This is a genomic window from Paraliobacillus sediminis, assembly GCF_003426055.1.
This window is the reverse complement of the sequence record NZ_QJSI01000003.1, coordinates 946,554-973,252: the sequence shown is the minus strand read 5'-3', so window position 1 is coordinate 973,252 and position 26,699 is coordinate 946,554. Positions and strand designations below refer to the sequence as shown.

Annotated in this window: 26 protein-coding genes, 1 other RNA gene and 1 other annotated feature; of the genes, 23 read left to right on the top strand and 4 right to left on the bottom strand. The window is 34.9% G+C overall.

Translation table 11 applies throughout. The features are described 5' to 3' along the window. The first annotated feature begins 24 nt into the window (after positions 1-24). Positions 25-250: a binding site (T-box leader), on the top strand. A 65-nt stretch (positions 251-315) separates the two neighbouring features. The 3 genes from hisS to ssrS all read left to right on the top strand — a co-directional run bounded on the left by hisS (position 316) and on the right by ssrS (position 3,662). Then, complete coding sequence (gene hisS / locus D2K60_RS17710) at positions 316-1,596, top strand: histidine--tRNA ligase (protein WP_240335267.1); 1,281 nt, start codon at positions 316-318, stop codon at positions 1,594-1,596. Then, a complete protein-coding gene (gene aspS, locus D2K60_RS17705; RefSeq protein WP_117169137.1) occupies positions 1,596-3,380 on the top strand; it encodes an aspartate--tRNA ligase in 1,785 nt (594 codons plus the stop codon). The genes hisS and aspS overlap by 1 nt, the downstream gene beginning before the upstream one ends. 97 nt (positions 3,381-3,477) lie before the next feature. Further along, positions 3,478-3,662: non-coding RNA, 6S RNA (ssrS, locus tag D2K60_RS17700), on the top strand. A 60-nt stretch (positions 3,663-3,722) separates the two neighbouring features. On the opposite strand, the gene D2K60_RS17695 is transcribed toward ssrS, so the two are convergent. Together D2K60_RS17695 and D2K60_RS17690 are read right to left on the bottom strand one after the other, a co-directional pair. Continuing rightward, on the bottom strand, positions 3,723-4,403 hold the full coding sequence (locus tag D2K60_RS17695) for an RsfA family transcriptional regulator (protein ID WP_117169138.1): 681 nt from the start codon (positions 4,401-4,403) through the stop codon (positions 3,723-3,725). A gap of 186 nt (positions 4,404-4,589) precedes the next feature. Then, positions 4,590-5,855: a replication-associated recombination protein A gene (locus D2K60_RS17690; RefSeq protein ID WP_117169139.1), complete on the bottom strand. Its 1,266-nt coding sequence runs from the start codon at positions 5,853-5,855 to the stop codon at positions 4,590-4,592. Between the two features lie 279 nt (positions 5,856-6,134). On the opposite strand from D2K60_RS17690, the gene cymR reads away from it, so the two are divergent. The 18 genes from cymR (at position 6,135) to D2K60_RS17600 (ending at position 23,657) form a co-directional block, all read left to right on the top strand. Continuing rightward, entirely contained in the window at positions 6,135-6,554 is a 420-nt protein-coding gene (gene cymR / locus D2K60_RS17685; RefSeq protein ID WP_117169140.1) for a cysteine metabolism transcriptional regulator CymR, read from the top strand. Between the two features lie 170 nt (positions 6,555-6,724). Beyond that, positions 6,725-7,867, top strand: coding sequence for a cysteine desulfurase family protein (locus D2K60_RS17680; protein ID WP_117169141.1), 1,143 nt, complete (start codon positions 6,725-6,727; stop codon positions 7,865-7,867). A gap of 22 nt (positions 7,868-7,889) precedes the next feature. Next, entirely contained in the window at positions 7,890-8,999 is a 1,110-nt protein-coding gene (gene mnmA / locus D2K60_RS17675; protein ID WP_117169142.1) for a tRNA 2-thiouridine(34) synthase MnmA, read from the top strand. A 79-nt stretch (positions 9,000-9,078) separates the two neighbouring features. Next, positions 9,079-9,747 (top strand): tetratricopeptide repeat protein, encoded by a 669-nt coding sequence (locus tag D2K60_RS17670; protein WP_117169143.1) that lies wholly within the window; start codon positions 9,079-9,081, stop codon positions 9,745-9,747. A 22-nt stretch (positions 9,748-9,769) separates the two neighbouring features. Continuing rightward, a complete protein-coding gene (recD2, locus tag D2K60_RS17665; RefSeq protein ID WP_117169144.1) occupies positions 9,770-12,100 on the top strand; it encodes an SF1B family DNA helicase RecD2 in 2,331 nt (776 codons plus the stop codon). Positions 12,101-12,688: 588 nt separating this feature from the next. Next, positions 12,689-12,877 (top strand): hypothetical protein, encoded by a 189-nt coding sequence (locus D2K60_RS17660; RefSeq protein ID WP_117169145.1) that lies wholly within the window; start codon positions 12,689-12,691, stop codon positions 12,875-12,877. 39 nt (positions 12,878-12,916) lie between these two features. Then, entirely contained in the window at positions 12,917-13,984 is a 1,068-nt protein-coding gene (locus tag D2K60_RS17655; protein ID WP_117169146.1) for an AI-2E family transporter, read from the top strand. 327 nt (positions 13,985-14,311) lie between these two features. Then, positions 14,312-16,945 carry an alanine--tRNA ligase gene (gene alaS, locus D2K60_RS17650; RefSeq protein WP_117169147.1) on the top strand — a complete coding sequence of 878 codons (2,634 nt, stop codon included), beginning with the start codon at positions 14,312-14,314 and terminating at the stop codon, positions 16,943-16,945. A gap of 170 nt (positions 16,946-17,115) precedes the next feature. Next, positions 17,116-17,382, top strand: a complete 267-nt coding sequence (locus D2K60_RS17645; protein ID WP_112181434.1) for an IreB family regulatory phosphoprotein — start codon at positions 17,116-17,118, stop codon at positions 17,380-17,382. Between the two features lies 1 nt (position 17,383). Beyond that, a complete protein-coding gene (gene ruvX, locus D2K60_RS17640) occupies positions 17,384-17,800 on the top strand; it encodes a Holliday junction resolvase RuvX (protein ID WP_117169148.1) in 417 nt (138 codons plus the stop codon). Between the two features lie 14 nt (positions 17,801-17,814). Further along, positions 17,815-18,105 (top strand): DUF1292 domain-containing protein, encoded by a 291-nt coding sequence (locus D2K60_RS17635; RefSeq protein WP_117169149.1) that lies wholly within the window; start codon positions 17,815-17,817, stop codon positions 18,103-18,105. 159 nt (positions 18,106-18,264) lie between these two features. Next, positions 18,265-19,470, top strand: coding sequence for an endolytic transglycosylase MltG (mltG, locus tag D2K60_RS17630; protein ID WP_117169150.1), 1,206 nt, complete (start codon positions 18,265-18,267; stop codon positions 19,468-19,470). Between the two features lie 76 nt (positions 19,471-19,546). Beyond that, positions 19,547-20,206 (top strand): O-methyltransferase, encoded by a 660-nt coding sequence (locus D2K60_RS17625; protein WP_117169151.1) that lies wholly within the window; start codon positions 19,547-19,549, stop codon positions 20,204-20,206. Between the two features lie 3 nt (positions 20,207-20,209). Next, positions 20,210-20,845: a uridine kinase gene (gene udk / locus D2K60_RS17620; protein WP_117169152.1), complete on the top strand. Its 636-nt coding sequence runs from the start codon at positions 20,210-20,212 to the stop codon at positions 20,843-20,845. A 189-nt stretch (positions 20,846-21,034) separates the two neighbouring features. After that, entirely contained in the window at positions 21,035-21,511 is a 477-nt protein-coding gene (greA, locus tag D2K60_RS17615) for a transcription elongation factor GreA (protein ID WP_117169153.1), read from the top strand. 451 nt (positions 21,512-21,962) lie between these two features. Continuing rightward, a complete protein-coding gene (locus tag D2K60_RS17610; protein ID WP_117169154.1) occupies positions 21,963-22,637 on the top strand; it encodes a YrrS family protein in 675 nt (224 codons plus the stop codon). 33 nt (positions 22,638-22,670) lie between these two features. Next, on the top strand, positions 22,671-23,366 hold the full coding sequence (gene mtnN / locus D2K60_RS17605) for a 5'-methylthioadenosine/S-adenosylhomocysteine nucleosidase (protein WP_117169155.1): 696 nt from the start codon (positions 22,671-22,673) through the stop codon (positions 23,364-23,366). Positions 23,367-23,447: 81 nt separating this feature from the next. Next, a complete protein-coding gene (locus D2K60_RS17600) occupies positions 23,448-23,657 on the top strand; it encodes a YrhC family protein (protein ID WP_162880723.1) in 210 nt (69 codons plus the stop codon). Between the two features lie 25 nt (positions 23,658-23,682). Here D2K60_RS17600 and sigK read toward each other — a convergent pair whose 3' ends face one another. Beyond that, entirely contained in the window at positions 23,683-24,381 is a 699-nt protein-coding gene (gene sigK / locus D2K60_RS17595) for an RNA polymerase sporulation sigma factor SigK (protein ID WP_117169157.1), read from the bottom strand. 130 nt (positions 24,382-24,511) lie between these two features. Next, complete coding sequence (gene sda, locus D2K60_RS17590) at positions 24,512-24,655, bottom strand: sporulation histidine kinase inhibitor Sda (protein ID WP_117169158.1); 144 nt, start codon at positions 24,653-24,655, stop codon at positions 24,512-24,514. Between the two features lie 385 nt (positions 24,656-25,040). Between sda and D2K60_RS17585 the strand changes: the two genes are divergently transcribed. Both D2K60_RS17585 and yqeH read left to right on the top strand, forming a co-directional pair. Further along, a complete protein-coding gene (locus D2K60_RS17585) occupies positions 25,041-25,556 on the top strand; it encodes a YqeG family HAD IIIA-type phosphatase (protein ID WP_117169159.1) in 516 nt (171 codons plus the stop codon). Next, positions 25,553-26,671, top strand: coding sequence for a ribosome biogenesis GTPase YqeH (yqeH, locus tag D2K60_RS17580; protein WP_117170338.1), 1,119 nt, complete (start codon positions 25,553-25,555; stop codon positions 26,669-26,671). Before D2K60_RS17585 ends, yqeH begins: the two co-directional genes overlap by 4 nt. The last annotated feature ends 28 nt before the right edge of the window (positions 26,672-26,699 follow it).

Genomic DNA, 26,699 nt, shown 5'->3' with positions numbered 1-26,699 from the left:
CAATTCGTGCGCGTTTATAAAGTGTTATATCCAATGAGGGAAAAAGTAGTTAAGAAATGCGACAAAAGAGAGTGATTCTCCTAGGCTGAAAGGGAATCCGGTTTAGCAACTTAACGAAAGACATTCCTTAGGATTTGTATTGAAAGCGAAGTAAATACAAACGTAGACAGGCGTTAACTGTTTCGAGTGGAAATGTGATGTATTACATTTCAACTAGGGTGGTAACACGGGTTAAACTCTCGTCCCTTCTTTATTGGAGGGACGGGAGTTTATTTATGTTTGAAAATAAGTAATGATTAACAGGGGGTTAAACAAATGATGAATGCGCCAAGAGGAACACAAGATTTATTACCAGGTGTAACCGAACAATGGCAATATGTTGAAGAGAAATTCAAGGAACTTTGTCGTACATATAATTATAAAGAAATTCGCACGCCGATATTTGAACACACAGAATTATTTCAACGGGGTGTTGGTGATACAACCGATATTGTGCAAAAAGAAATGTACACATTTCAAGACCGAGGAGATCGTAGTCTTACACTTAGACCAGAAGGAACCGCATCAGTTGTCAGAGCTTTTGTCCAACATAAATTATTTGGACATGCAACACAGCCGACAAAATTATTTTATGCAGGACCAATGTTCCGTTATGAACGACCACAACAAGGAAGAATGAGACAATTTGTTCAATTTGGTGTAGAAGCACTAGGAAGTGCAAATCCAGCAATTGATGCGGAAGTAATTTCACTTGCAATGTCTGTATATCAACAATTAGGATTACGTTCTTTACGATTGGTTATTAATAGTCTAGGAGATAATGAAAGTAGAACGAGTCATCGTAATGCTTTAATTGAGCACTTTGAACCACATAAAGAAGAGCTTTGTAATGATTGCCAATTACGATTAGAGAAAAATCCATTACGCGTTTTAGATTGTAAAAAGGATAAAGATCATCCGTCGATGGCAACAGCGCCATCTATATTAGATTACTTAAATGATGCATCACGTGATTATTTTGAACAGGTAAAGCAATTTTTAGATCAAATGAATATTGCCTATGTAGTAGATAAAAACTTAGTTAGAGGTTTAGATTATTATAATCATACTGCATTTGAAATTATGAGTGATGCCGATGGTTTTGGAGCAATTACAACCTTATCGGGTGGTGGCCGTTATAACGGTTTAGTCGAAGATTTAGGTGGGCCAGAAACACCTGGTATCGGTTTCGCGTTGAGTGTTGAGCGTTTATTAATGGCTCTTGAAGCAGAAAAACAAAGCTTGCCAATTGATACTAACCTAGAATGTTATGTTGTAACAATGGGTGAAAAGGCAGATCAAAGGGCAACTGGTTTAGTATATGAAATGAGACAAGCTGGGATCCAAGTGGACAAGGATTATCAATCGAAAAAAATGAAAGGTCAATTTAAAACAGCTGATCGTCTGAAAACAAAGTATGTATTAGTATTAGGTGATAATGAATTAGCTGAGAATAATATTAATGTCAAAGATATGACAACAGGTGAACAAGAGACAGTGAAGCTTGATAACGTGATTACACATATACAACAACTAATTACTGGGGGGAAAGTATAATGCAACAGGAGAGACAATTAGCAGGTACGATACGAACAACAGATGTTGGTTCAACGGTATGTCTAAAAGGTTGGGTTCAAAAACGTCGTGATCTTGGTGGGTTAATATTTATTGATTTCCGTGATCGTTCGGGAATAGTACAGATTGTATTTAACCCAACTGTATCTGAACAAGCTTTAACTGTCGCGGAATCAGTTCGAAGTGAATACGTATTAGAGGTTCATGGTGAAGTTGTCGAGCGTGAGGCATCGACGATAAATGATAAATTAAAAACTGGAAAAATCGAAATATTAGTTAATAAAGTGACTATTTTAAATGAATCCAAAAACCCGCCATTTTCCGTTCATGATGATAAAGAAATTGCGGAAGAATTGCGTTTGAAATATCGTTATCTTGATTTGCGCAGAGAATCAATGCAGCAAACATTTCGTCTTCGCCACCAAGCGACGCAAGTTATTCGTCAATTTTTAAATGATGAACAATACTTGGAGATGGAAACACCGATGCTTACAAAGAGTACTCCAGAGGGTGCAAGAGATTATCTCGTACCTAGTCGTGTACATCCAGGGCATTTTTATGCATTACCACAGTCACCACAATTATTCAAACAATTGCTAATGGTAGCAGGGTTTGAACGTTATTTCCAATTTGCGCGCTGTTTCCGTGATGAAGACTTACGTGCAGATCGTCAACCAGAATTCACCCAAATTGATATTGAAACATCATTTATGTCTAGTGATGAAATCATGGAGATGACAGAAAGAATGATGCTAAAATTAATGAAAGAAGTAAAAGGCGTCGATTTGACTTTACCTTTACCTCGAATCCGGTATGAAGAAGCGATGGAACGTTATGGTTCAGATAAACCAGATACACGTTTTGATATGGAACTAGTCGATCTATCTGATTTAGTCAAAACATCTGGGTTTAAGGTATTTGAAGGTGCAATTTCTTCAGGTGGTAAAGTGAGTGCGATTAATGTCAAAGGGCGTGCAAAAGATTATTCTCGTAAGGACATTGATAAATTAACGGATTTCGTTAAGATTTATGGTGCAAAGGGTTTGGCTTGGTTGAAGATAGAAGACAATGTCTTTAAAGGACCAATTGCTAAATTCTTTTCTGAAGCAGAACAAAGCGAGCTAATGGATAGACTTCAGGCAGATAACGATGATTTACTACTTTTTGTTGCGGATAAAAAGGCTATTGTCTATGATAGTCTAGGTGCGCTTCGTATGAAATTAGCAAAGGAATTACAATTGATTGATGAGAACCAGTTTAATTTCTTGTGGGTAACAGATTGGCCATTATTAGAATATGATGAAGCTGCTGGACGTTACTCCGCGGCACATCATCCTTTTACAATGCCTTTTATAGAAGATATTGATAAAATAGAAACGAATCCAGAGCAAGTAAAAGCGCAAGCTTATGATTTAGTGTTAAATGGTTTTGAGTTAGGTGGAGGATCATTACGTATTCATAAGAGAGACATACAAGATAAAATGTTTAAAGTACTAGGTTTCTCGAAAGAAGAGGCTGAATCACAATTTTCTTTCCTTTTAGAAGCACTAGAGTATGGTACTCCACCACATGGTGGTATTGCTTTAGGTTTTGACCGTATTATCATGCTTTTAGCAGGTAAAAACAATTTACGTGATACGATTCTATTTCCTAAAACTGCATCTGCTTCTGACTTATTAACAGATGCCCCTGGTAGTGTTAGCCAAGCACAGCTAGATGAGTTGCAATTACAATTGCAGAAAAAAGCAGAGACAACTAAAAAATAAATTGGAAGAAACTACTTGTTAAAATGCTTGAAATATACTGCTTTTTATGCTAATATATATTTATAAGTTAATAAATAATAAGTAAAAAATGATAGTAATAATCCTGATGTGTTCGTTGAATTATTAATGTTTTGACCGAACATTTATAATTACGGGAGCCGATCGTTTTTATATGGCGTACATGCCTTTTAACTAAAGGACGTATAAGATATAAAACATGGCACCCACCTGCAAATAGGCGGGCTCAAAACTTTTTACAAAGACGGCACAATCGGGATTAAACTATCATACATAAATTAAAAGCATCCTTACCTTCATTAATTGGAGGAGGATGCTTTTTTGTTATCGAGCAACTTGTTCTAAATTACCGTTTTTCTCCATTCTGAATGCTGGAGATGCATTGTCATTTTTATCATCAAACACAACCATTTTTCGTGCTCTGTCCATGATTTGTAAGAAAGCTTGATAATCTGCTTGTACAGTTTCCAATTGTTTTCCTAATAGTTTTACTTCTTTTTGTAGTTGTTGGTTCTCGTTTGATAAATTAGTATTTTCTTCTTGTAGTTTTGCTTCATTATGTTTTGCTCGATTGGAGTAATCAACACTCTTTTTCAATGATCTTAAATAACGAATAACACTATCTAAATCGATTGTCTCTGACTCTCTTGCATAAGAAAAATTCGGCTCTTCCATTGTTGGCTCTGTAATTGATGTGTTGGTTTCCTCTAATGGTATGCTTTCATTCTTCCAAAGCATAGAATGAGTAGGTTGTTTCTGCTCTGTTGCATATTGACGTTTTTTTTCTTTTCTTTGTCTTTTTGCAATTGCAACAGCTTGATCATAACGCTGACGAACTTCTGCATTCCAGCGAAATCCGCAAGCAGCAGATGTGCGATTTAATCTATCTCCTACTTCTTCAAATGCATTTAATTGTGTGCTACCTTCTCGAATATGACGTAAAACGGTTTCTGCGAGTAGCAAATCATCTTCGTGTGACCACGCATCTTGTCTAACTTTTGCCAATTCAATTCACTCCTTTTGATTCGATACTATCTAGTAAATTTGCTTATAAAACTAGTGCTAAAACTAGTTATTTAACTACTAAAAGTGCTTGTTAATAAGAGATCCATATAAAATGGATACTAGTTAAATGCACATTTATAAAGCTGTTTTTACTAGTATGTTCGATTCGGAATAGAATTATACAAGTTATCCTTTTAATTTATCATAGATTTGTTTCAGTGCTCGTTCAAATTTGCTTGTTTGTTTCGGTTGATAATATCTTTTATTCTTAATTTTATCTGGTAGATATTGTTGCTTTACCCAGCCACTTTCATATTGGTGTGGATATTTGTAGTCGACTCCACGACCCAATGTTTTTGCTCCTTGATAATGTGCATCTTTTAAATGATCTGGTATATCACCAGTATCACTATTTCGGATATCTGCCAAAGCTTGATCAAGTGCGGAATAAGCGGAATTTGATTTAGGTGAGAGACAGAGCTCAACTATCGCTACAGATAAAGGAATACGAGCTTCTGGAAATCCTACACGCTCAGCTGCTTGAACAGCAGCTAGTGCTCTAGGGCCAGCTTGCGGGTTAGCAATTCCTATGTCTTCATACGCACAAATAATCATTCTACGGGCGATGCTCTCCAAATCTCCAGCTTCTATTAATCTGCCTAAATAGTGAAGTGCGGCATTGACATCACTACCTCGAATTGATTTTTGGAAAGCTGATAAAACATCATAATGTGCATCACCGTTTTTATCATGAGAGAAACTTTTCTTTTGCATACATGCTTCAGCAACTTCTAATGTTATATCAATAATTTGATCTTTATTAACTGGCGTTGAGTAGGCAGCTAATTCAAGCCCATTTAATGCTGCTCGTAAGTCACCATTTGCTGATTGAGCAAAATGATCAAGGGCTTCGTCTGTAATATCAATTTGCATTGATCCAATTCCGTCCTCTGCGTCACCAAGTGCACGGGTTATGGCTTTTTTAACATCTATTGGTTCTAACTTGGATAATTCAAACAAGTGAACGCGACTTCGAATTGCTGGATTTATTGAATGGTATGGATTGCTTGTTGTACAACCAATTAAAGTAATTAAATTACTTTCTAGATGAGGTAATAGGAAATCTTGTTTCGCTTTATCTAAACGATGTACTTCATCTAAAATTAAAACAAGTTGGCCCGACATTTTAGCTTCCTCAACGGCAATTTCCATGTCTTTTTTTTTATCAATAACTGCGTTTAATACTTTAAAACGAAGGTTCAAACTTTTTGCTAAAGCCATTGCCATCGATGTTTTTCCAGTTCCAGGTGGGCCGAATAGAATCATCGATGATAATCTGTTTGCTTCAATCATCCGCTGAATCATTTTCCCTTTTCCGACTAAATCGGTTTGTCCGATGATGTCATCTATGTGTTTCGGTCGCATACGGAATGCGAGCGGTTGTTTTGCCATTGATGTTAACTCCTTTAATGGATTTAAATACTTGACTTCTTAACTAATAATCGATAGAATTATTTTTTGTTTTCAAACTGTCTATTTAAGAGGGTATCATATTTTCTCTAGCGTACTGATAACGTTTGAAAAATGCAAGGAATATGTCATTCGTGCTATACTAATCTCATAATAGAAGATAAAAAGAATTTTATTTAATAAAAGAATTAATGATGCTATATGCTATCTATGGATAAGTTTTTAGAGTTATTGTTAGTTTGTAAATAGGGAGTGTAAAATATGAAAATTTCGACTAAGGGTCGCTACGGTTTAACAATCATGATCGAGCTAGCCAAAAGGGTTGGAGAAGGTCCAGTTTCTTTAAAAACAATTGCAAATGAAAATAGTCTGTCAGAGCATTATTTAGAACAATTAGTACCACCTTTACGAAATGCAGGTTTAGTAAAGAGTGTTCGTGGTGCATATGGTGGTTATTTACTTGCAAAAGAAGCAAAAGAAATAACAGCTGGAGATATTATTCGTATTTTAGAAGGACCGATTACACCTGTAGAAGGTATAGAAGATGAAGAGCCTGCAAAGCAAGCCTTGTGGATACGTGTTAGAGATGCTGTTAAAGATGTATTAGATACTACTACATTAGAAGATTTGCGAAAACATGGCGATGACGATAGCCACGAACCGCATATGTTTTATATATAAATGACTCGACGTTCTCACCAAAAAAATAAATGATACTCGTTGACTGTTTTACGTTTGAAGCATAGCTGTTTTATTGCTTGAAAGACTTTAAAAAAGCCTGCTTCTAAAAGATTGACGTTTTAAGACTTATTTGCCAGTTTAAACTATAGATAAGGAAAGAAGGCAGACTAATGGATGCAATTTACTTGGATCACGCAGCGACTTCTCCTGTACACCCAGATGTGATACAAGCGATGCTTCCTGTGATGGAACAGACATTTGGAAATCCATCAAGTATTCATCAATTTGGACGAAAGGCTAGACAATTACTAGATGAAGCTAGAAATACAGCAGCACAAAGTATTCAAGCTTCAGAAAAAAACATTATTTTCACAAGTGGTGGAACAGAAGCTGATAATTTAGCTTTACTTGGAACTGCATGGGCAAATAAAGATAAAGGCAAACATATTATTACAACAAAAATAGAGCATCATGCTAATTTGCACGCAGCTGAATCACTAGAAAAACAGGGATTTCATGTCACTTATTTACCTGTGCAACAAACAGGACAAGTAGCGATTGAAGACTTACGTGCTGCTTTAACAGATCAAACCATTTTAGTGTCTATCATGATGGTAAACAATGAGACAGGAGTCATTCAGCCTATTCGCGAGATTGGTGAGATTCTCAAGGAGCATCAAGCTTATTTTCATACTGATGCAGTCCAAGCCTATGGTATTTGTGATATTGATGTGAACGAATTAGGTGTGGATTTGTTAACTGTTTCATCACACAAGGTAAATGGACCTAAAGGTACCGGTTTTCTTTATATAAAAGATGGTGTACGAATAAAAACAATGCAATTTGGAGGCGAACAAGAACGGAAACGTCGACCAGGAACTGAGAATGTCACAAATATTGTTGGTTTTCAAAAAGCAATAGAGTTAATTATTCAAGATAAAAAGCAACGACTGGATGATTATCAAGCTTATAAAGAAACGCTTTTGGGAATGTTAGAAAAAGAAAAAGTACATTATTCTATTAATGGTGAAAATACAGTGACAGTCCCAACAATTGTAAATATAAGCTTTCCAGGAGCTAATGTGGAGTCTTTATTGATGAACTTTGATTTAGCAGGAATTGCGGCTTCGAGTGGTAGTGCTTGTACAGCAGGATCTGTAGAACCTTCGCATGTGTTAGCTGCAATGTATGGTAATGAAGATGAGCGAACAGTAAATTCTATTCGATTTAGCTTTGGTTTAGCTAACGACAAGGAACAAATTGAAGAAGCTGCTACTAAAATAGCAGCTATTGTAAATCGAGTTGTATCATAAAATTAGTAAGGTGGTGAAAGAAATGGAAGATAATAAAAATACACGTGTTGTAGTAGGCATGAGTGGCGGAGTAGATTCATCCGTTACAGCACTTTTACTAAAAGAACAAGGCTATGATGTAGTAGGTATTTTCATGAAAAACTGGGACGATACCGATGAATTTGGTGTTTGCACGGCAACAGAAGATTTCAATGATGTTATTCGTGTCTGTAATCAACTGGATATTCCATATTATGGTGTTAATTTTGAAAAACAATACTGGGATAAAGTATTTACTTACTTCCTAGACGAATATAAAGCTGGACGCACACCAAATCCAGATGTAATGTGTAATAAAGAAATTAAATTTAAAGCATTTCTTGAACACGCGTTATCTCTAGGTGCTGATTATGTGGCAACTGGACATTATGCGCAAGTGAGTAAAGACGGTGATCGAATCGAAATGTTACGTGGTGTTGATTCAAATAAAGATCAAACCTATTTCTTAAATCAATTATCTGCAGATGTTTTAGAGAAAGTAATGTTCCCACTAGGTCACTTACCGAAAAAAGAAGTACGTCGTATTGCAAAAGAGCATGACCTTGCAACAGCAACTAAAAAAGATAGTACGGGTATTTGTTTTATTGGAGAACGAAACTTCAAAGAATTCTTGAGTGAATATTTGCCAGCACAACCAGGATTTATGCGTACCATGAATGGTGTGAATCAAGGGAAACATGAGGGCTTGATGTATTACACTATTGGGCAACGACAAGGATTAGGAATAGGTGGCCCTGGTGGCCCATGGTTTGTAGTCGGAAAAGACCTTAAAGAAAATGTCTTATTTGTAGAGCAAGGGTATGAAAATGATTACCTTTATTCAGATGGATTAGTCGCAACTGACTTAAATTGGATTAATGAAACACCGAAAGAAGCGTTTACTTGTACAGCAAAATTCCGTTATCGTCAAGATGATAGTAAAGTAACGGTAATTCCATTGGCTGATAATAAAGTACGTGTCGTTTTTGATCAAAAAGAACGTGCAATTACGCCTGGACAAGCTGTTGTATTCTATGATGGTGAGGTTTGTCTTGGTGGCGGAACCATTGATGAAATTTTTAAAGATGAAGTAATGTTAGATTACGTTGGCTAATAATTTAAAATACAGAACAGATTAACATTCCTCTGTTCTGTATTTTTCTGTATAATAAAGATAGAGAGAGGGTTTAAATATGGAAGAAACAAATAAGGGTATCCAGTTTATGCAAGAAGGAAAATTTGAAGAAGCAGCTAGTTGTTTTAATAAAGTGATTGAAGAAGCACCGGAAGATCCAGTAGGGTATATCAATTTTGGTAACTTACTATTACATATGAATGATAATGAGAGAGCGGAGCGCTTTTTCGTTAAAGCTATTACATTAGATGAAAAAGCGGGAACTGCATATTATGGTCTTGGTAATCTCTATTTTGAACAAGAGGATCTTAAACGCGCACAAATGAATTATCAAAAGGCAATTGATAGTGGATTAGAAGAAGCTGATGTATATTTCATGCAAGGTTTAACGCTTCAACAACAAGAACATGACAAACTATCACTCGTCTACTTCCAACGGGCGAAAGAATTAAATCCAATAGATGAAGCAATTTTATTTCAATATGGATTAACCTTAGCTCAAACAGATCAATTAGCACTAGCAAAAAGTATGTTTGAAGCGGTATTAGAACTTGATCAGACACATAGTGATGCACATTATAATTTAGGGGTTGCAATTTTATTTGAAGACAAGCCTGAAGAAGCGTTAGTGCACTTATCTAAAGCAGTTGAACTACAACCAGATCATATCTTAGCAATAGATGCTAAATCCAAAGTAGAAATGTTAATCGAACAATCGAATCAATAAATAGCAGAGGGGTATTTTAGTAATGGAGGACAATAACAATAAAGTGGAAGAGAATTATATAAAAGGGGAACTAATTCATATGATTTTCACTAATCATAAAGAACACTTTTCCATTGCTAAAATTAAAGTGCTCCAGACTAATGAAGAGTTCTCTGAAAAAGAGGTTGTCATAAAAGGCTATTTTAATCAACTGAACATGGGTGAACCATATGTCTTTCGTGGGGATTTTATTAAACATAAAAAATTCGGTCTACAGTATCAAGTAGTGCATTACGAACGTTATATTCCAGACACGGAAGAAGGATTAGTTGCTTATTTATCAAGTGAATTATTTCACGGAGTCGGTAAAAAAACGGCCGAACGGATCGTTAAAAAACTTGGTGAAACAGCTGTCTCTAAAATATTGAAAGATCCTAGTCTATTAGATGATATTCGAGGCTTAACGAAGGTTAGAGCAGAGGGACTACATCAAAAATTACAAGAACATCAAGGGTTTGAACACGTTGTTGTTCGCCTCTCTAAATATGGGTTTGGATTAAAAATGGCTCAAAAAATATATCAAGCGTACAAAGATGAAGCGATAAACATTTTAGAATCAAATCCTTATCAATATGTTTTTGATATTGATGGCGTTGGTTTTCAACGTGCAGATGAAGTAGCGAAACAACATAACATTGAAATGAATCATCCGAGTAGAATTCAGGCAGGTTGCATGTTTTGTTTACAAGATTCAACACAGAATGGACATGTTTATCTTCCAATTGGAGAATTAATCGAAGAAGCAAGTCGGTTAATACAAGCGCAACGTTACCAGATAAGTGAAGCGGAAATTCGGACGGAAATTCAAGCTTTAAACGAAGAAAAACAATTAATATTGGAAGAAAATGAAAAAGTATTTCTACCAATTTTATATTATGCTGAAGCAGGATTTACAACGCAACTAAATCGAGTTCTTGAACAAGAAATAGAAGATGAAGTTGTGGAAGCAGAATTATTAAAAATTGTTGGTCAAATTGAAGAAGATGAAGTATTAAGTTATGGCATAGAACAATTTGATGCCATTAAACAAGCTTTAACTGAAAAAGTGATGATTCTTACAGGTGGACCAGGTACGGGTAAAACGACAGTAATTAAAGGTATTATTAAGTCATATGAACAGTTATATGATTTGTCTGCCGATATCGGTAAATATGATAATAAAGCAGATTTCCCATTTGTATTAACAGCTCCAACTGGAAGGGCTGCAAAAAGGATGAATGAATCTACAGGTTTACCCGCTGTTACAATTCATCGATTACTCGGCTGGGATGGAAATGAATCGTTTGAAAAAGACGAAGATAATCAACTTAATGGTAAATTGTTAGTAATTGATGAGTTTTCGATGGTTGATGTCTTTTTAGCCAATCAATTATTTAAAGCAATACCCAAAGCGATGCAAGTGTTAATAGTCGGCGATGAAGATCAATTACCATCAGTAGGTCCAGGACAAGTATTAGCAGACCTACTTGCAAGTGAATTGGTACCTGCAGTTAAATTGGAAGAAGTTTACCGGCAAAAAGAAGGTTCAAAAATTATTCAACTAGCACATGAAATGAAACAAAAAAAATTAACGAAAGATTCACTTCAAAAAGCAAGTGATTTTAACTTTATTGCTTGTAATGAAGGACACGTAGTAGATGTTGTGAAACAAATTGTGACAAAAGCGCATGAAAAGGGTGTTGACCTTAAAGATATTCAGGTACTGGCTCCAATGTATCGATCTCAGGCAGGCATACATCAGTTAAATGAGGAAATTCAAAAATTAGTAAATCCTAAAAGAAAAGATCGGCGTGAGTTAAGAGCAAAAGATGTTACCTTTCGTACTGGAGACAAAGTTATTCAATTGGTTAACCAGGCTGAAGACGGTGTCTTTAATGGAGATATTGGTGAAATAACAGCTATTTTTCAAGAAGATGAAAATGTAGACCAAGTTGAACAAGTAGTCGTCTCATTTGATGAAAAAGATGTCGTTTATGAACGGAAAGATTTATTAAATTTAATGCATGCTTATTGTATTTCAATCCATAAGTCGCAAGGTAGTGAGTTTCCTATTGTTATATTACCTGTTGTTCCAGGTTACCGTCGAATGCTTCGTAAGAATTTATTATACACGGCATTAACGCGTGCGAAACAGTCTCTAATAATTTGTGGTGACAAACAAGCTTTTCTTTATGGTGTGCAAGAAGAAGATACAAACAAACGATATACAACTTTAACTAGTAAATTAAAGCTTATGATAGACCAAGATCAAAAGCTTCAAACAGATACCGAGAATGAAGAGGAAAGTGCTATATCCCCTTATGATTTCTTATAAATAAAATAGAAGACACACCATACAAATCGCTGTATGGTGTGTTTTTATGTTTAAAAGATTGTAACTCAACTTTCCCCTCAAAAATATAAGCGCTAATCGTTGCCTATATTAAGTTTAGCGTATAGCGTTACATTGCTTGAAAGTCTTTAAAAAAGCCCACTTTCTAATAGGTAGTCGCTTATTAGAAAACAACTATAAACTCCGACGTAAACTTTCTTATTTCGCTAGGTCAGCAAATGGTCTCGCTTTCCGTGGGAACAGCACGGACTGAAGATCCACTTAGTAAAGCGACTTTTGCTTTACTAAGTTAGCTGAAGTCGTGCCCACGGAAAGCGAAGTATATTTCCAGAGCGGTATGTCGCACTATCATTATCTATCACATTCGTAAAATGGCTCGCAATAATACTTACGAAAGGAGCACGAAGTCAACTTTAATTTTGGATTGTGAGACTTCTCAAGTTTACCAAGACTTAAATGCCTGTTCCACTCTGAAAAAGTTGAGATTGTAATAATGCTAGTTGAATAAATCACAAATAAAGTGGAAAGAATAGCAGTAACGGTTTATTAGTCAAAAGGAGCGCGGAATAAATGTATTGTCCAAATTGTAAGGGAAAAAACATTGGAAAAATAGGTAATCAACATTATTATTGTTGGAATTGTTTTATTGAACTTACCGTAATGGAAGGTGTTTTTAATATGCATGAAGTCGAGGAGGATGGTTCACTTAGTTCACTTGATGACCTTTTTACGGAGGAAGATAGGAAAACACAATGGTAAACCAATCTCGTTACCCTTTATTAAGGAGATAAATTACGAATGTTCGATCAAAAAAAAGCAATAAAATGGCTCTATCGGATTGTATTTGGTATCTTATTACTCCTGTTCTTCTATTTAATGCTCAAACTATATCCATTCTATCATTCTGTTTTAGTTAGTCTATTGCATATAAGTACACCATTTATAATAGCAAGTATTGTTGCTTTTTTGTTACACCCACTTGTTGAGAAAATACACGCATATCACATACCACGTTGGTTGGCTATCACACTTATCTATCTTCTATTTATCACTAGCTTAGGGTATATTGCATATCATATATTCCCAGCATTTGTATTGCAATTAAAAGATTTACAAAAGAATTTACCTGAATTTATTCATACATATCGTACAACGATTTATCAATTTTATGAAAGTACATCCTTTTTACCAGAAGCATTTCACGATCGGATGGATATGTTTTTTAATCAATTAGAAGAATTTATAACAGGATATGTAACATCTCTCTTAAAAAAAGCTACCAAGATAATGGATTTATTTATTATAATCGCTGTTATTCCAGTCTTGGTATTTTATATGTTAAAAGACTATAAGTTAATAAAAACTGCTACGGTTAAATTGATTCCTGCTAGGTATCGAGAAGATAGTAAAGTTTTAGGTCCTGCGATTAATAAAACGATAGGTGCTTATATTAGAGGACAGTTGCTTGTTTGTTTATTTGTTGGGTTAACAACCTATATTATTTTTCTTATTATAGATATGAATTATCCCATTATATTAGCAAGCTTGATGGGGATAACCAATATCATACCTTACTTCGGTCCTATCATTGGCGCCGTACCAGCGGTAATTCTTGCTTTTACTATGTCTATGAAGCAAGTCATCTATGTCATATTAGGAGTGATTGTTGTCCAACTGATAGAAGGAAATCTACTTTCTCCTTATATTGTTGGTAAGAGTGTTCATCTACATCCGATAATTATAATTTTCGCCTTACTAGTAGGCGGAGAAGTAGCGGGAATAATTGGGATGATTGTGGCTATTCCTTTTGTAACAGTTCTCAAAGTTATTGTTAAGCATATGAAGGAGTTTAGATCTACGGATTGACATATGTTTAATTATTATCTATAATATGCTAGCAAGTAACATGACGTAAATCGTAGAAGATCATTAGTATGTGGCAGACCCATTAAAAGAGAGGAATTTCCTTAGGCTGTAAGAAATTCTAAATGAAGGGCTACAGAAGCTAGTTCAGAGAGCAGTTAATACCTGTCGGTCACACACCGTTATCGTGCTCAAGATGATGAACGTATAGTAGTTCATAATCAGGGTGGTACCGCGATATTCAGCTCTCGTCCCTGCAATTTTTTTGCAGAGACGGGAGCTTTTAGTTTTTTTTTTAGGATACATAGTTAGCTCAAGGAGGTTATTTAATTGAAAACACTAACATCAGCACAAGTCAGACAATTGTTTTTAGATTTTTATGAAGAAAAAGGTCATACGGTGGAGCCTAGTGCATCACTAGTGCCTAAGGAAGATCCAACTTTATTATGGATTAATAGTGGCGTTGCAACATTGAAGAAATATTTTGATGGTCGAGTTATTCCAGATAACCCTAGAATTGTTAACGCACAAAAATCAATTCGGACAAATGATATTGAAAATGTTGGTTTTACAGCACGTCATCACACTTTCTTTGAAATGCTTGGTAACTTTTCAATCGGAAATTACTTTAAACAAGAAGCAATAGAATGGGCATGGGAATTTTTAACGAGTGATAAGTGGATTGGTTTTGATCCTGAAAAATTAGCAGTTACAGTGCACCCTGAAGATGATGAAGCATATGATCTATGGAAAAATAATATCAAACTACCAGAAGAACGTATTATTCGATTAGAAGAGAATTTTTGGGATATCGGTGAAGGTCCAAGTGGTCCTAACACGGAAATATTTTATGATCGTGGTGCAGCTTATGGTAATGATTCAACTGACCCAGAACTATATCCTGGTGGAGAGAATGATCGCTATTTAGAAATATGGAATCTTGTCTTTTCACAATTTAATCACAATCCAGATGATACGTATACACCTTTACCAAAGAAAAACATTGATACAGGTATGGGATTAGAACGTATGGTATGTGTCATTCAAGATGCACCAACTAATTTTGAAACGGATTTATTTTTACCTATTATCAAAAAAGTAGAACAACTGGCTACAGTTAAATATGGCAAAGATGAGTCTATGGATGTTGCCTATAAAGTTATTGCTGATCATATACGTACGGTTACATTTGCAATTGCTGACGGTGCATTACCTTCGAATGAAGGAAGAGGCTATGTATTGAGAAGATTGTTGCGCAGGGCAGTTCGTTTTGCGAAACAGATTGGCATAGAGAAACCATTTATGTATCAATTAGTTGGAACCGTTGGAGAAATTATGCAAGCATTTTACTCCAACGTACAAAGTAAACAAGCATTTATTGAAAATGTTGTAAAAACAGAAGAAGAGCGTTTTCATGAAACATTACATGAAGGTTTGGCAATTCTAGAGAATATTATTGAACTAGAGAAAGGACAAGGAAGCAAAGTCTTTCCTGGAACAGAAGTATTTAGATTGTATGACACATATGGATTTCCAAAAGAGTTAACAGAGGAATATGTAAATGAATTAGGATTTACCATTGATGAAGCAGGTTTTAAAGAAGAAATGGACAAGCAAAGAAGTCGTGCACGTAATGCAAGACAAAAAGTCGATTCGATGCAGGTACAAGATAGTGTATTTAGTGAACTTTCAGCAGAAAGTATTTTTGTTGGTTATGATCATCAAAAAGTAGACACTGTTATTTCAACTATCATCGAGAATAAAGAAGTTGTCACGCAATCAAGTGAGAAAGAAGTATATCTTCTGTTGGATCAAACGCCTTTTTATGCTGAAAGTGGTGGACAAATAGCAGATGTAGGTTGGCTTTATACGGAACAAGCAGAAGCAAAAGTGGAAGGTGTTCAAAAAGCTCCTAAAGGGCAACATTTACATCGAGTAACAGTTACAAAAGGTGTTTTAAGCAGTGGTGACATTGTTAAAGCGATTGTAGATAAACAATCGCGTTCGTCAATCATTAAAAATCATACGGCTACACACCTGTTACATCAGGCTTTAAAAGATGTTCTTGGTGACCATGTTAATCAAGCTGGATCATTAGTTGATACCGATCGTTTACGATTTGATTTTTCACATTTCAGTACAATAACAGATCAAGAAATCGAACAGATTGAAACGATTGTTAATCAAAAAATCTGGGATTCTATACCCGTCTCAATTAAGAGTTATCCAATTGCAGAGGCTAAAGAAATGGGTGCAATGGCCTTATTTGGCGAAAAATATGGTGATATCGTTCGAGTTGTGAAAATTGGTGACTTTAGCATAGAACTTTGTGGAGGAATACATGTCTTAAACACTTCTGAAATAGGTTTGTTTAAACTTACAACAGAAACAGGAATTGGAGCAGGCACACGAAGAATTGAAGCAACAACAGGAAAAGGTGCTTATTCGCATGTTACAAATCAACAACACCATCTTCAAGAAGCGGCTAGCTTATTGAAAGTTTCATTAGATCAAGTACCAAAACGGATTGATGGTTTATTTCAAGAAATTAAAGAGTTACAAAAGGATAAGGATTCTTTAAGTCAAAAGTTATCTAATATCGAGGCGGCATCTATTCTTGATGAAGTTGAACAAGTAAATGGCGTATCATACCTAGTTAAACAAGTGGATGTTTCAGATATCAATCAGTTACGTAGTATGGTAGACGAATTAAAACAAAAGCTTGATTCAGGTATCATATTGTTAGGCGCTGTAAATAATGGAAAAGTACAATTGGCAGCAGGTGTGACGAAGGATCTGATTGACCGTGGTTATCATGCTGGGAAGTTAATTAAAGAAACTGCAACTCGTTGTGGCGGAGGCGGAGGCGGTCGCCCTGACATGGCCCAGGCCGGAGGAAAGAATCCTGAGCAACTGAGTGAGGCATTGGTATATGCTAAACAATATATTTCTTCAATCGAATAGATTGTAATTTTTGGTATAAAAACGATATAATAGAGAAAAGATTAAACAAAGTATGGTATGATGTTTGTGTTTACAATAATATGTAATAGAAAGATTTATAGTGACTGTTTCATTTGAAGAAATGATTAGCTACAAAAAAATGGACACGATAAAAAGGCGGGGTGTTATGTATGGACTCAATGGATAAAACCATGAAATTCAATTTTTCAGAAGAACCCTTAGAAGAGAATGTTAACGAAGTATTATTTACTGTCTATGAGGCATTAAAAGAAAAAGGTTATAATCCAATTAATCAAATCGTTGGCTATTTACTTTCTGGCGATCCGGCGTACATTCCGAGGTATAAAGATGCACGTAATCTAATTAGAAGAATTGAAAGAGACGAACTAATTGAAGAATTAGTAAAGTACTACTTAGTTCAGCACAAAGAGGAGTAACATGAGAAAATTGGGATTAGATGTTGGTTCTAAAACGATCGGTATTGCAGTAAGTGACGCCTTTGGGTGGACAGCCCAAGGTATCACTACATTGTACTGGGATGAGTTAGATTTCAAAACAGTAGAAAAACAGCTTGCAGATCTTATTAAAGAACATAACATAACAGAAGTAATTGTCGGATTACCAAAAAATATGAATGGCTCAATAGGTGAACGTGGAGAAGCTTGTCAACGTTTAGCCTCTTTCATAGAAGAAACGTTTCAGTTAAAAACTTTTATGTGGGATGAACGTTTAACGACAATGGCAGCAGAACGTGTTTTAATTGAAGCTGATATGAGTAGAAAAAAAAGAAAAAAAGTAATTGATAAAATGGCTGCAGTCATGATTCTGCAAGGGTATTTAGACGCCCATCAATAATTGGAGGTATAAAAATGGCATTAGAAGAAAAAGAAAGAATTATAATTCCAGATGAGAAAGGTGAAGAACATTTATTTGAGGTGCTTTTCACGTTTGATGTTGAGGAGAACAAACAATCATATATAGCGGTAGTCCCAGTGAATGAAAATGATGATGATGCCGAAGATGAAGAAGTAGAAGTATTCGCTTTTCGTTATGAAGATAAAAATAATGAAGATGATCTGGCATTATTTCAAATCGAAAGTGATGAAGAATGGGAAATGGTTGAAGAAATGCTTAATACACTTACAGACGATGAGGAATAAGTTTCGATTTGTTAAGGTTAAGCTAGTAGTGTTAATATAATAAAAACAGAAGGAACAAGTTCCTTCTGTTTTTGTGTGTAGTGAACTTTATTTGAAAATAAAATGGAAATAGTGTAGTTATTTGTAGTATAATGTACCGGATGAAAGGGGGATTTGAAGATGTCCACATCTGATAACGAAGAGAAAAAGAAACACACATTAAAAGAAAATCAGCATACACAAGCAAACATAGATGAAGCATTAACAAAAGCTAATAAATCGCGCAGAGAGCGTTTTATTCAAAGATGTCAAGAAGCTAGTTTAGTAAGAAAGATTGTAGCAACGATACTTGTCTTAGTGATAATTTTCTTAGTTGTAGGAGGAATAACTGGATACATATACGTGAGGGATGGACTTGCGCCAGCAGACACAAGTGATGAAACAGTAAAATCTGTTGAGATTCCGTTAGGATCATCACCATCTCAAATAGCAAATGTATTAGAAGAAGAGGGTATTGTTAATAATGCATTAATTTATCGATTTTACGTAAAATTTAATAATGCTGCAGATTTCCAAGCTGGTGAATATCAGTTGTCTCCGTCTATGACATTAGCCCAAGTTACAGAGAAATTACAAACGGGTAATATCATGCAAGAGGCCGTTATTAATGTAACAATTCCAGAAGGTAAAAGTATTGATGAAATAGCAACATTATACGAAAAAAATGCTGGGGTTGATGCAGATGAATTTATTGAAAAAATGCAAGATGAAGATTATATTAGACAGCTAATACAAACATATCCATCGATTTTATCAGAAGATATATTAGACTCTGAAATTCGATATCCATTAGAGGGTTATTTATTTGCTGCAACATATCCATTTTATACAGAAGATCCTTCTATAGACAACATTATAAAAACAATGTTAGAAAAAACGGAACAAGTAGTACTAATGTATCAATCACAGATCAATGAAATGGAAGATTTTTCGATGCACGAAGTTATTACATTAGCATCACTAGTAGAGAAAGAAGCGCGTACAGAAGAAGAGCGTAAAAAAATTGCTGGAGTATTTTATAATCGTCTAGAAAAAGACATGAGGCTAGAAACAGATCCAACTGTCTTGTATGCATTAGGAACACATAAAGACCGTGTTTTATTTGAAGATTTGGAAGTCGAATCACCTTATAATACCTATCGGATAGATGGTTTACCTGTGGGACCTATTTCTAGTTTTGGTGAAAGCTCATTACAAGCAGTAATAGAACCTGAGGTCACAGATTTCTTATTCTTTGTAGCTGATCCAGACGGTGAAATTTATTATGCTGAAACATTTGAAAGACATAAAGAATTAGCAAAAGAACATTTAGACCGAGATCTATAGCTTTAAATGGCGTTAACTGCTTGAGGATTTCTCTAAGTTAGACTATTTTAGATGAGTAAAGGTGGATTTACATTAAATGGATTATGACACGGAGCAATATTTATCCAGTTTACTTGAACCAAAAACGGACTGGGTAAAAAAGCTAGAGATCTATGCTAGTGATAACCATGTTCCGATTATGGAACCTATGGGTATAGCTTTTTTAAAGCAAATCATTCGAATGAAAAAGCCCAGTAAAATACTTGAAATAGGTACAGCAATAGGATACTCTGCTTTGCAAATGGCAAGTGCATATCCTAGTACTACTATTGTTACCATAGAGCGAGATCTACCAAGATATCAAGAAGCAATTGGTAATATTTCAAACTATAGTGATACGAGAACAATTGATTTAGTATACGGTGATGCGCTTGAAATTAGTGGTGAAATAGAAGAAAAAGGAAAGTTTGATCTCTTATTTATCGATGCGGCGAAAGGGCAATATCAACGGTTTTTCGAATTGTATGCGCCTTTTTTAAATCAAGATGGCATTATTATATCTGACAATGTTTTATTTAAAGGAATGGTTGCTAGTGAGAGCAGTCAAAATAAAAGACAACAACGTATTGCAACAAAAATTCGAAGTTATAATGAATGGTTAGTTAACATGCCAACTTACCATACTACAATTGTTCCTATTGGTGATGGAATTGCAATAACAACAAAAAAACAACAAGATATTAAAGGGGATAGTTAAGGTATGAATAATGAAAAACCTATCGTAATAGGTGTAGCGGGTGGATCTGGTTCTGGAAAAACATCTGTAACCCGTTCGATTTGCAAACGTTTTGCGGATAAGACGATTTTAGTTATTGAGCAAGATTATTATTATAAGGATCAATCGCATCTACCCTTTGAAGAACGTTTAGAAACAAATTATGATCACCCACTTGCATTTGATAATGATCTTCTAATCAAACATTTACAACAATTATTAAAACATAATGCTGTGGACAAGCCGATTTACGATTATAAACAACATACGCGTTCTGATCAAGTAGTTTCAGTTGAATCTAAAGAAGTAATTATTTTAGAAGGAATACTTATCTTAGAAGATCCTCGATTATTAGATTTAATGGATATAAAAGTATATGTTGATACCGATGCTGATGTACGAATTATAAGAAGAATGCTCCGTGACATAAAAGAACGTGGTCGTACGATAGATTCTGTCATCGATCAGTATATTAATGTAGTCAGACCGATGCATTTGCAATTTGTTGAACCAACAAAACGCTATGCAGACATTATTATTCCAGAGGGTGGCGAGAATCTTGTTGCGATTGATTTAATGGCGACCAAGATACAAACGATATTGGCTCGTAAGATCGATTAAATTAACCTCTTTAAAAGTTTCATAAGAAATGTATTGAAATATTGCAAAAAATCTGCCATAGTATTGGTTAGTAGTTTTTATTAAACGTTTACTTACGTGTTAAGTTGACATATTCAAGCTACTTGAAGAATAAATATCAATAAGTAATTTGCTATTTAAAAAGGTTTGGAATTAAAAGGAGTGTTTAGAATGGCTGTAGAGAAAAGCTATTATATGACGCAAGAGGGAAAAGAGAAATTAGAAAACGAATTACAAGTGTTAAAAACAGAAAAACGTCAAGAAATTGTTGAACGAATAAAAGAAGCGCGCGATTTTGGAGATCTTTCTGAAAACTCTGAGTATGATGCAGCAAAAGATGAGCAAGCTTTTGTAGAAGCACGTATCGGACATGTTGAGAATATGATTCGACATGCTGTGATTATAGAAAATGATAACCAAAATCCAAATGTTGTTTCACTAGGAAAGACGGTTACGTTTCAAGAATTACCAAATGGTGATGAAGAGACATATACAATTGTTGGTAGTGCTGAGGCTGATCCATTTGAAGGTAAAATATCAAATGATTCACCAATAGCTAAAAGTCTGCTAGGGCATGAAATCGGCGAATCATTAGCTGTTTCTACACCTGCTGGCGATATGAAAGTGAAAATAATAAGCGTTAAATAAGCGAACGACATAATGAATAAGATTTAAGGTCTAGAAGAATAAATAAAAATGTTTCATGCTACTTATTGGCGTGAAACATTTTTTGATAATGGCTTTTTTCGCAAACATTTTTGCATATCAATATACGTAATCGAGAGAAACTCTGTCGTGAGTGTCTTACAACTTTAGACACGCTATGGTAGCAAATGGTCTCCCTTTCCGTGGGCACAACCTAGCTATGCTTTAATTACAAATAATAGAGCATTTTACACATTTTTTTAATTCACGGACTAAAACTAGCGGATCAAGCGAAAGTTCTGTTAGATGCCCATTTATATAAAGATCGTTAAGACAGTGTCCATGGTAATTAAGTCATAACCAACAATCTTTTAGAAAACAGCCGTTTAAAATGGGATTTGATTGCATCACTAGAACATAGTATTAATATAAGGTAAAAAGGGGAGGAACCTACATGTCAGAAGATTTGGATCAATACAGTCGCTTAAATAGATTTGAGAAAAGACGTAAAAATACAAAATGGTTGTCCTATCTTGCTATATTAGGTGTAGTACTCACTATAAGTTTTATTGCGATTATTGTGTTTTCTGGTGGGGATGATAATAATCCAGAAGATACAGTAGCGGATGCAGAGACAACTGAAGATAATGTAACTTCTGAAGCAGATACACAAGAAGCGGCACAAGATCAAGAAGATGAGGAAGCAACCGCTACTGAGCCTGATACTTCAGAGGAAGACCAAATGGAACTAGACGCCGATGTAACAGAAGATGTTAAATTGGAAGAAATAGAATCAGATGGGGAGAATGTGATAAATGCATTTACAGGCAATTGGCAACCCATTCCGACTAATCAAGAAGAACCACATGAAATTGTCTGGGAGAAAAATTCTGAGGATTGGGAAGAAATGATGGCTGCAGCTGGATTAGCCACTGGTCTAACAACTGAGGATATGATTTATTTATGGGTCGCAGGAAATGGTGAACAACAGGTGATTGCAACCTTTTCAAATAGTGAAGAGTCTGAACATTATCGTGTCTTTATAGCGTGGATTGAAAATCAAGGTTGGAAACCAATGCAAGTAGAAGTATTAAACGAAAATGACCAAAAGTATCGTTTTACAAGTTAGAATTAATAGGTACTATCGAAGGAGTGATTGAATATGGTTATAGGGATTATAGGAGCAATGGATCAAGAAATAGATTTATTAAAAAACAGTATGACGATTGTTGAAAAAGAAGAAAAGATAGCAAATTGTTTATTTATTAAAGGTACGCTTGAAGGGAAAAGTGTTGTTGTTCTCCAATCTGGAATAGGAAAAGTGAATGCAGCGATGGCAACGACAATATTACATGAACGCTATCAACCAACCCACATTATAAATACGGGGTCTGCTGGTGGCTTTGATACAGATTTGGATGTTGGTGATCTAGTAATTGGGAATGAGGTAACACACCACGATGTTGACGTTACAGCATTCCAATATGCATATGGACAAGTACCTGGTTTACCAGCAACCTACCATGCTGATCGTTTTTTAATAGAGAAAGTTGAAAAAGCAATGAAACAAATTAGTCATGTAAAAGGTAAACGAGGTCTAATTGGAACAGGAGATTCCTTTATGCAAGATCCAATACGTGTTGGATTGGTTAGAGAAAAATTTCCTTTGTTGATTGCGGCTGAAATGGAAGCAGCAGCGATTGCACAAGTATGTTTCCAATATGATACGCCTTTCGTAATAATAAGAGCTTTATCTGATATTGCCGGTAAAGAATCAGCTGTATCATTTGATGCGTTTTTGGAAAAAGCAGCAAAACACGCTTCGCAATTAATAATGGAAGTTGTTCGAGATATCTAATCATTCCCATGAATTACTAGGCCTTCTACCGCCAAATGCATGTTATTATCAACGTACATTATAGGTGAAGGAGAGACCAAAATGGGGAATGATACAAAAATTATAGATTTTCAACGGTTTTTATTTATTTTACTAATTCTTAGTAGTTATCTATATGCAGGTCTCGTAATAGAGGCATATGTACGACAACAAACAGATCACTTAACATTCTTAAGCATTTTAATTCTTGTATGCTTAGGTGGTGCTTTGTGGTTTCAAATTCTAATTGTGAAAGCTAGGAATGAACAGTAAAAATAGCACTCATATGAGTGCTATTTTACCTTTCCTTTTTATAATATTCATGGAAAACTTTCATTAACGCGCGTTTTTCAATTCGCGATACATAACTTCGTGATATATTTAATTTCTTAGCAATTTCTCTTTGCGTTAATTCATCTTCTTTACTTAAACCATAGCGACTTGTAATAACTTGCTTTTCTCGATTATCTAATATATTTAAGTATTGTTGAATTTTAGCGACTTCCATGTTTAATTGTATAAATTCTACAATATCATCATTTTCAGCTTGTAATATATCAATCAAACTGATCTCATTACCTTCTTTATCTTGCCCGATTGGATCCTGTAATGAAACGTCCTTTTTAGTCTTTTTCAATGCTCTTAAATGCATCAAGATTTCATTTTCAATACAACGTGCAGCATAGGTTGCTAACTTAGTGCCCTTATCCATTGAGAAACTTTCTACTCCCTTAATCAATCCAATGGTACCAATTGAAATTAAATCCTCATTATCCTCACCTGTATTTTCAAATTTCTTAACAATGTGTGCTACCAAACGTAAATTATGTTCGATTAGCATGTTTCTTGCATCTTCATCTCCTTCAAGCATTTTTTTGATTTGAATGGCTTCTTCTTTAGAGTTTAGTGGTTGTGGGAAAGCGTGGTTTTTTACATAAGATACAAAAAAAAGTGCATCCTTCATTATTAAAGCAAGCGCACTTAAAATCGTTGACAAGTATATGCACCTCCATAGCGTTTGGGCTTCTGCCTATATCTTAATCTATGAAGGAAGCATTATAATAGTGTCTGTCCTATATAAATTGCCTACTTAATAATGTAGAATAAGTAAATGTATGTTCTACTTATTAATTGGCAAAGTAATGAATGTAATTAGCGAGTGATCTACGTTCAATTTCTTGCTCAATTAAGCGTATAAATTCTGGACTTAGGTTTAATTCATATGCCTTATAATACGACTCAATTAATAAATCATCTGATAGGTGTTTCATCTTTAGCCCCTCCTAAAGTATTGGATATCCAATATTAAGTCGATTTTTGTATTTCATGAGGAAGAAGTTTAATAATACTTTAACAAATTAAAATGCTTGGTACAAGCGGATAGTTATCTACATAGCCTGTAGATAACTTGTTAGCAATGTGAGAAAAACGTTGAAAAAAGTTGGATTCTAGCTATTTAGTGTGTGCATAAAGTTATCCACAGTTGAAAAAAAGACATTAATTTGTCGAACGATTTATGGGGATTTAAGGGGTTGGAAAGCATATACATATAATTTTATTGCGATTTTCCTAGAATAGTTTTGAAAGAACGTGATAAATTGTTTATGATGAGTAAGTGGAATAGAAAGGTAAATGTAAATTGAGGTGGCAAATAACGTGTTAAAAAATTTTTTACCAAATCAACATGTACAAAATATTTTTGAAATAACTCCAGCCTTACTAAAAGAAAAAGGGATTTCCGGTATTATTACAGATTTAGATAATACCTTAGTGGCTTGGGATGTAGCAGATGCAACACCTGAAATTATCAAGTGGTTTCAAGGAATGGAAGAGAATGATATTAACGTAATGATTATTTCAAATAATAAGGAAGAAAGAGTTCGGATATTTTCTGAGCCTTTAAAAAGACCATTTGTATATAGTGCCAGAAAGCCTATGAAACGTGCTTTTAAAAAAGCTGCCAAGCAGTTAGGTTTGAAAAAAGAAGAAGTTGTGGTAATTGGCGATCAGTTAATGACTGATATACTGGGTGGGAATAGTGCAGGTTTTTATACAATTCTTGTTGTTCCTATTGTGGAAACGGATGGTATGTTAACACGTATTAATCGACAAATGGAACGAAGAATATTAAGTTGGATGCGAAAGAAAGGGATGGTCTCGTGGAAGGAATAGATACAGAACAATTAGATAATGTTTGTCAAGGGTGTGGTGCGCCAATTCAAACTATAAATGAGAACGAAGCGGGTTATGTTCCGCAGTCCGCTTTGGAAAATGATACGATAGTTTGCAAACGTTGCTTCAGGTTGAAACACTATAATGAAGTACAAGACGTTTCGTATACGGATCAAGACTTTGTAGATATGATAAGTCAAATTAGTAAAACAAAAGGATTAATTGTTAAACTGGTTGACGTATTCGACTTTAATGGAAGTTTTATTAAAAGTCTGCAACGTTTGACAGGTGATAATCCGATTATTTTAATAGGAAATAAAGTTGATCTACTACCAAAATCGACTAATATTAGTAAGTTAAGACAATGGATGAAGAAGTCAGCTGCAGATTTGGGACTTGTCGTGCAGGATGTATTTTTAATTTCAGCTTCATCAGGGCAAGGGATGGAACAAGTTAAAAATGCAATTGAATCATACCGAAAAAAACAAGATGTATATGTGGTTGGTAGTACAAATGTTGGGAAATCAACATTTATCAATCGACTAATAAATGAGTCAACTGGTACGAAAGATGCAATAACAACCTCGTATTTTCCTGGGACAACGCTTGGTTTTATTGAAATCCCTTTAGATGATTCAACAGCGTTGTATGACACGCCTGGTGTAATCAATAGAAAACAGCTATCACATTATATGTCTGAATCGGATCTAAAGACAATTACACCAACTAAAGAAATTAAGCCGCGCGTTTATCAGTTAAAAGAAGGACAAACACTATATGTAGGTGGGCTAGCACGATTTGATTTTGTAAAGGGAGAGAAGCAATCATTTGTCTGTTATTTCGCGAACCAATTAACAATTCATCGGACAAAATTAGATAACGCAGATAACCTTTATGAAAAACATCTAGGAGAAATGTTAACACCACCAAGTAAAGAAAGCGTAGAAGAATATCCGCCTTTAAAAGAGCAATCTTTTAAAGTGAAAGATAATAAAACGGATATTGTTTTTCCTGGATTAGGTTGGATTACAGTTACGGGAAATGGAAGTCATGCAACCATAAGTGCACATTCCCCAGACATCATGCCTGTTTCACGTAGAGAGGCACTTATATAGACATTTAGCTTGAAGAAAAGGGGGAGTA

Coding starts and splice junctions, on each gene's coding strand:
- hisS (WP_240335267.1), top strand. CDS start 316: ATGATGAATGCGCCAAGAGGAACACAAGATTTATTACCAGGTGTAACC.
- aspS (WP_117169137.1), top strand. CDS start 1,596: ATGCAACAGGAGAGACAATTAGCAGGTACGATACGAACAACAGATGTT.
- D2K60_RS17690 (WP_117169139.1), bottom strand. CDS start 5,855: ATGGCAAAACAACCGCTCGCATTCCGTATGCGACCGAAACACATAGAT.
- cymR (WP_117169140.1), top strand. CDS start 6,135: ATGAAAATTTCGACTAAGGGTCGCTACGGTTTAACAATCATGATCGAG.
- D2K60_RS17680 (WP_117169141.1), top strand. CDS start 6,725: ATGGATGCAATTTACTTGGATCACGCAGCGACTTCTCCTGTACACCCA.
- mnmA (WP_117169142.1), top strand. CDS start 7,890: ATGGAAGATAATAAAAATACACGTGTTGTAGTAGGCATGAGTGGCGGA.
- D2K60_RS17670 (WP_117169143.1), top strand. CDS start 9,079: ATGGAAGAAACAAATAAGGGTATCCAGTTTATGCAAGAAGGAAAATTT.
- recD2 (WP_117169144.1), top strand. CDS start 9,770: ATGGAGGACAATAACAATAAAGTGGAAGAGAATTATATAAAAGGGGAA.
- D2K60_RS17660 (WP_117169145.1), top strand. CDS start 12,689: ATGTATTGTCCAAATTGTAAGGGAAAAAACATTGGAAAAATAGGTAAT.
- D2K60_RS17655 (WP_117169146.1), top strand. CDS start 12,917: ATGTTCGATCAAAAAAAAGCAATAAAATGGCTCTATCGGATTGTATTT.
- D2K60_RS17645 (WP_112181434.1), top strand. CDS start 17,116: ATGGACTCAATGGATAAAACCATGAAATTCAATTTTTCAGAAGAACCC.
- ruvX (WP_117169148.1), top strand. CDS start 17,384: ATGAGAAAATTGGGATTAGATGTTGGTTCTAAAACGATCGGTATTGCA.
- D2K60_RS17635 (WP_117169149.1), top strand. CDS start 17,815: ATGGCATTAGAAGAAAAAGAAAGAATTATAATTCCAGATGAGAAAGGT.
- mltG (WP_117169150.1), top strand. CDS start 18,265: ATGTCCACATCTGATAACGAAGAGAAAAAGAAACACACATTAAAAGAA.
- D2K60_RS17625 (WP_117169151.1), top strand. CDS start 19,547: ATGGATTATGACACGGAGCAATATTTATCCAGTTTACTTGAACCAAAA.
- udk (WP_117169152.1), top strand. CDS start 20,210: ATGAATAATGAAAAACCTATCGTAATAGGTGTAGCGGGTGGATCTGGT.
- greA (WP_117169153.1), top strand. CDS start 21,035: ATGGCTGTAGAGAAAAGCTATTATATGACGCAAGAGGGAAAAGAGAAA.
- D2K60_RS17610 (WP_117169154.1), top strand. CDS start 21,963: ATGTCAGAAGATTTGGATCAATACAGTCGCTTAAATAGATTTGAGAAA.
- mtnN (WP_117169155.1), top strand. CDS start 22,671: ATGGTTATAGGGATTATAGGAGCAATGGATCAAGAAATAGATTTATTA.
- D2K60_RS17600 (WP_162880723.1), top strand. CDS start 23,448: ATGGGGAATGATACAAAAATTATAGATTTTCAACGGTTTTTATTTATT.
- sda (WP_117169158.1), bottom strand. CDS start 24,655: ATGAAACACCTATCAGATGATTTATTAATTGAGTCGTATTATAAGGCA.